4 protein-coding genes are annotated in these 5,155 nt (G+C 49.5%); 3 read left to right on the plus strand and 1 reads right to left on the minus strand.

The genetic code is table 11. The annotated features are described in order from the left end of the window. Positions 1–646 precede the first annotated feature (646 nt). The 3 genes from Q0859_RS21225 (at position 647) to Q0859_RS21235 (ending at position 3,634) form a co-directional block, all read left to right on the plus strand. Positions 647–1,927 carry a hypothetical protein gene (locus Q0859_RS21225; protein ID WP_299155116.1) on the plus strand — a complete coding sequence of 427 codons (1,281 nt, stop codon included), beginning with the start codon at positions 647–649 and terminating at the stop codon, positions 1,925–1,927. A gap of 362 nt (positions 1,928–2,289) precedes the next feature. Beyond that, on the plus strand, positions 2,290–2,850 hold the full coding sequence (locus Q0859_RS21230; protein ID WP_299155118.1) for a recombinase family protein: 561 nt from the start codon (positions 2,290–2,292) through the stop codon (positions 2,848–2,850). A 52-nt stretch (positions 2,851–2,902) separates the two neighbouring features. Then, complete coding sequence (locus tag Q0859_RS21235) at positions 2,903–3,634, plus strand: hypothetical protein (protein WP_299155121.1); 732 nt, start codon at positions 2,903–2,905, stop codon at positions 3,632–3,634. 35 nt (positions 3,635–3,669) lie between these two features. Here the strand turns inward: Q0859_RS21235 and Q0859_RS21240 are convergent, their stop codons facing one another. Beyond that, positions 3,670–5,091: a hypothetical protein gene (locus Q0859_RS21240; protein WP_299155123.1), complete on the minus strand. Its 1,422-nt coding sequence runs from the start codon at positions 5,089–5,091 to the stop codon at positions 3,670–3,672. Between the last annotated feature and the right edge of the window lie 64 nt (positions 5,092–5,155).

Genomic DNA, 5,155 nt, shown 5'->3' on the forward strand with positions numbered 1-5,155 from the left:
GCTTAACTAAGCCCAGATGAGCGACGACTCCTCAAAGTCAAACCGCCATCTGTCTCAAACCATTTGATGACGGACAGATGGGGCCGTTTGCATGGAATCTCATACCAACATGGTATGCATCGGCGAAGGGAAGGTCGATCCGCTTCCTTCGCAAATGTGTTTGCGTCGCCGTGCATGTTGATCGCGGAGGTTCGCATCCGCCGATAGCGAATGATCGTCTTTTTGGCAGTTTGTTCAGTTGCAAATCATTCCAATGTCAGAGACGAAGGGACTATACGACACTTCATTTTAATATATATATTACATATAATTAGAGATCACTCTGAACATTGACGTAGCACCATGTTGTAGCAAAGTTCTTTCAAATCTCAGAAATTTCGTTCGATTACTTGCAAAGTATTCGAACTTTAGCCATCTTATGCCACTTCAACTTCGATACTAACGTGTCGATGCTTGGTTCCGCAAATTCCGAGACTGTGAAACGATAGTCACGTGGGGTTGGAGGACATGAATGGTCCTGTGGTTGACTTCATCTGAATCCAAAGATGCGTTGCTTGTCTACATCGCTTCTGTAAACTCTGAGGGATTAAGTGTGAGCGGCATTCAAGGAACGCCACAGTCATTCGAACTTCAATGGTAGAAAAATATGGACATTACACTCGACACGGCTATCGATTTTTCCTCATCGACTTTCAAGCAATTTTTGTCAGACAAAGCTCAACCCATTTTTAGGTTTTATGATACTGAAGTTCGTACAGTTGGTGGAATAGAATTTGAAGTCGCGCTTGCCCCCGATGGCTATGAGCATGACCCCGATCTAGACATTCGCGCTTCCGATGGATCGCACTTCGACAATTACAACTTCTTAGTTGAGGAGGTTTGGCGTGTTTACCAAAAGAATGGTGTAATTGGCAGGCAGCGTATCGTCATTAACAGTGAAGCTTCTATTGAGGTTAGAGCGCCGTTTGGGCTGTTTCTAAAGACAGGAGATGGGCTTACGCAGGAAGGGCGAGACCATGCGAGGGCGCTGCTTCAAGACTATGACGCTGATCCCGCTGTCCATGGCCCAAATATTGCCGCGTATGTGGAGAAATACCGCGACCCACTCCTTCTAACTGATGAAGATTACATTGTTCAGCCGCTTATTGAAGCGGAAGTTTTCGACCAGTTCGACCCAAATCGTGGATTCGAAGATCGTTTGATAGATGTAGATAGCCGCCAAAGAGATTGGTTGTTTTCGGTCTATGGAAACGATGGACCAAACCCTGATCTAATCTCAACGGTGGACATCATCGAAGGGGGGTCACTTGATCTTCCAGCGCCGCCTTTGTGGCAAGTTGTGCAAGAACAACAACTTAAGATCGGACAAAAGCCTGTTATTCGTCGAGTAATCGAGGCCGATGGCACCCCCCCTGAGGTTGATCTTTTTGAAGCTGAAGTGCCTGCTGGCACACTTGATGACACGCCTCAAGGACGTAATGCCGCTGACCAATTTCTTGACAAGTTGCTAGACGATTTGGTCCCTAGTGAATGCGGAGAAATGCGTAAAAAGAACCTGAGGATCATGTCTGCGCTTACATGGCCAGAATTTAGAATCCGTTGGAAAAGGGTCGTAATCAAGATAGGTTGCGCGAAAATTTCGATCAAAGTGCCGCTGCCGCAGACAAGGCTCTCAGACAAAGTTGTATTTGTTCGTTTCTCGATCCCAAAAAATGTTGGGGTGACGTTATTTAAGGTGGCCGAAACCTGTGCAATCAGATCGGCGATAGCTGCGGCAGTGGTAGGAATAGTTTTGGCCAATCCTGGAGCCGCGGCGACTAGTTTCAACTCATTGTTCAAAGCCTGTATTCAACGTGAACTACAAGAATGCATAGCTCCGAGCCTGTACGTCCTGAAAGAAGTTGGAGAGTGGTTCCCCAAATACTAAGGTGTACCTCGGTTACTCTGGGGAATAGGCTTGATTGCAGGTCGGATTTCTTAAGTAAGATCGCGACTACTAGCCGTAGTAGTCCCTACTGAGGCTTTCTCATTAGACCGTTGGGCGCGGTCTGGTTTAATAGCGGCTTTCGTTACGGACTAGGCCACCCAGCGGACATGAGGCCATCGGTTTTCATGTTTGATGCCCCAGGCGTGTTTTCTCACAAGCGGTCGTTTCTAAGATTCTTGATAACACCTGAACAGCGTGAAATCCTGGCCCATATATCACTGGCGGCAGAATTCTCATTACCCCCTATCGAAACCAGCCGCGCTTCCTGATATTCTTCTGATGAGTTTCGAGAAGGAGAATGCATGAAGGTTGGCTATGCGCGGATCAGCACAGATACACAGACCCATGATGCACAGGTTGCAGCACTGAAGGCGGCGGGGTGTGAACGCATCTTCACTGAGGTGGCGTCGGGTGCACGGAAAGATCGTCCCGTACTGGCCGAGGTCATGGGATACCTTCGTCCTGATTCGTGTGACACTTTAGTGGTCTACAAGTTGGATCGGGTCGCACGAAGCCTCCCACACCTCATCGAAATCATGGACCACCTGAAGGCAAATGGCATCGAGTTCCAGAGTGTCACCGAGGCCATTGATACCAACACGCCTGGTGGGCGTTTATTGTTCCACGTGGTCGCGGCCATTGCCGAGTTCGAACGTGACCTCATCCGCGAACGCACTCAAGCTGGTCTGAAGGCGGCACGTCAAAAGGGACGTGTGGGTGGGCGGCCACGTCAGATGACCCAAGAGAAGGTTATGGCCGCGAAAGAACTCCTGACTAACGGCACTGCGGTGAGAGACGTTGCAGAGGCCATGGGTGTCTCAGTCCCGACACTATACAGATGGCTACCAGCGTCGGTGCGGTGAAGAACCCTCGAACCCAGTTGCACATCCGCCAATCCAGACCTATCCGTAACGGATGCAGGTATCTATTTCCGTTACGGCTTGTCGGCATTGCAAAGCCGATATCACTTCAGCCAGTCATCGATCTGATCGGAAATTCTGTTCAGACCGATGCAAGCAGGCTGACTACCGACGCCGACGGAAAATCAAAGATAAACCCGTCGAAGCTCTGGTGCGGGGTAACAACGCTGATCTGATCAAGAACGTGGCCAGTCTATATGCCGCTGATCCAGGCATCACTATTGCTGATGTGACCTATGGCAAAGGTGCGTTCTGGAGGAAAACGGCTCATCTGCAGATCACGGGATCGGACCTGCTCACGGTACCAGACCGTCCGTACGATTTTCGCAGCTTGCCATATGACGACCAGTCATTCGATATAGTGGTGCTTGATCCCCCATACCTCGTCTGGCCTGGCAACCACATGTCAGATGACCGCTACCGCAATGCGGAGACGACCAAGGGCATCGACTACAAAGGCGTTCGTCAACTTTACAAGGACGGGCTGCTGGAGGCTGCACGGGTCGCCAGGCGACAGATATGGGTGAAGTGCAAAGATACCGTGGAGGGACCACGACAACGGTTCCTGCATGTACACCTGCTACAGGATGCTGAGGCATTGGGTCTGCGGGGGCGTGATCTGTTCGTATTGGATGCGACCAGCAGGATGCCGAACAACCACTGGTCCACACAAAAACACGCACGGAAAACCATGTCGTATCTGTGGGTCTTTGATGTCATCAGATAGTTTTCTTGAGGTCCGATGATGTTGCGTCTTCAAGTTCAGGGTGCCACGCCAAGCTTCTCAAAGAACGCTGCATGTCGAGCCTTCGCACCTGAAATTAAGTCCGAGTATGATGTTACTTCCATAAAGATTTTAAAGCCTTCATCCCATCTGTAGTATGACTTCGACCCTGCTTTTTTGTAGAACCCGCCGATACGCTTCATCACCTTTCGTAACGTCTCCGTATCATCTGCCACGATCTGACACATGAATGGCGTCTGGTCTTCAATGGTCCTAATCAGCCTCCCGTCATATCGAGTTGCTTCGCCTGCTTTGCGAAGCTCATCAACATAGTCTTGCACCTGCGTGAAAGGGTTGTCTGCCATTGTATAGTCGTTTCGTTTCGGTCGTTTGAACTCAACGATTGTTATCGGCTCTTGCGAAGACGCTTTGTCAAAGCCCATCCCAAGATCGAACAGAGTCACATCAGGTCGCCGCTTGTCCGTGCTGGCTGACTGGGCTTGAAGCTGCTTGTCGGAGTTGAAGTAAGAATAGAACGCAAGCCTGTCATCGATGACCCAAAGATTATGATCGTCATAGCTAAGGTCGCTCTTGGTGGTCCCCAATGGGCAAATGAGTTCGTGAACGACCCGTTCGTAGTGAGCCTTTTCAGCGTCAATGTCGGCAAAACCAATCTTCTCTTCGAAGATGTCGAGGATCAGTTTGCGCTTGTAAATATACTCAGCCAGAGATGACAGTGACTCGTCTTGCAACTCCGACACATAAGCCTTGGCCTTCTGCTCAATGTCTGGACGGTCTTTTGCTTTCGCCTCAGCAAACTGTCGTCTGGTCTTCTTGTATTGACGCAGGGAATGACGGGACAGTTCTACGAAAATTTCCTCATCCTTCTGCGTAGACAAGGATAGCTTATCCGCGATTTCTTCAGGGTTCTTGGCGATGTTGTAGAAACGCAGATGCTCATTGCGCACATTGACGATTGTCTGAATCTGGCGCTCACGTACGAGGTCGATCTCGACCTTCAAGAAGTCATGCATGTGGGTGATGCATTCACGCTTGAGTTCATCAATAGTCTCGGCGCTTAGGGAAAACTCAGTTCTGGTATCGTTGACCGAACTATCCAGCATCGGGCCTTCAAGGTAACCGAAGAACGCATATTTGCCGTCAATCGCCTTCAAGCCGATCACGCCGTCCATGTCGTAGCGGTTGACAGCCCGACCATGCGCACCAAAGAACAGCCCATTGGTGCCTTTCTCGTCATCCGAATAGTTTTTCGGAACTAAGAAGCAGTTGAGTGACAATTTGCGTTCTTCGCCGTCCACAGTAACTTGGACAGGAAACGTTCCATCTCGAACAACATCATCTGTGAATTTGTCGAACAATACGATGCTCTTCTTCGAGTCCATCAGCGTGATCTTGGGGCAGTCAACATTGACGAAATAGTTGATAAAATTGTCCGTCATCAAATGGTTTGAGACAGATGGCGGTTTGACTTTGAGGAGTCGTCGCTCATCTGGGCTTAGTTAA

It is taken from the genome of uncultured Tateyamaria sp. (assembly GCF_947497045.1).
Lineage (GTDB): Bacteria > Pseudomonadota > Alphaproteobacteria > Rhodobacterales > Rhodobacteraceae > Tateyamaria.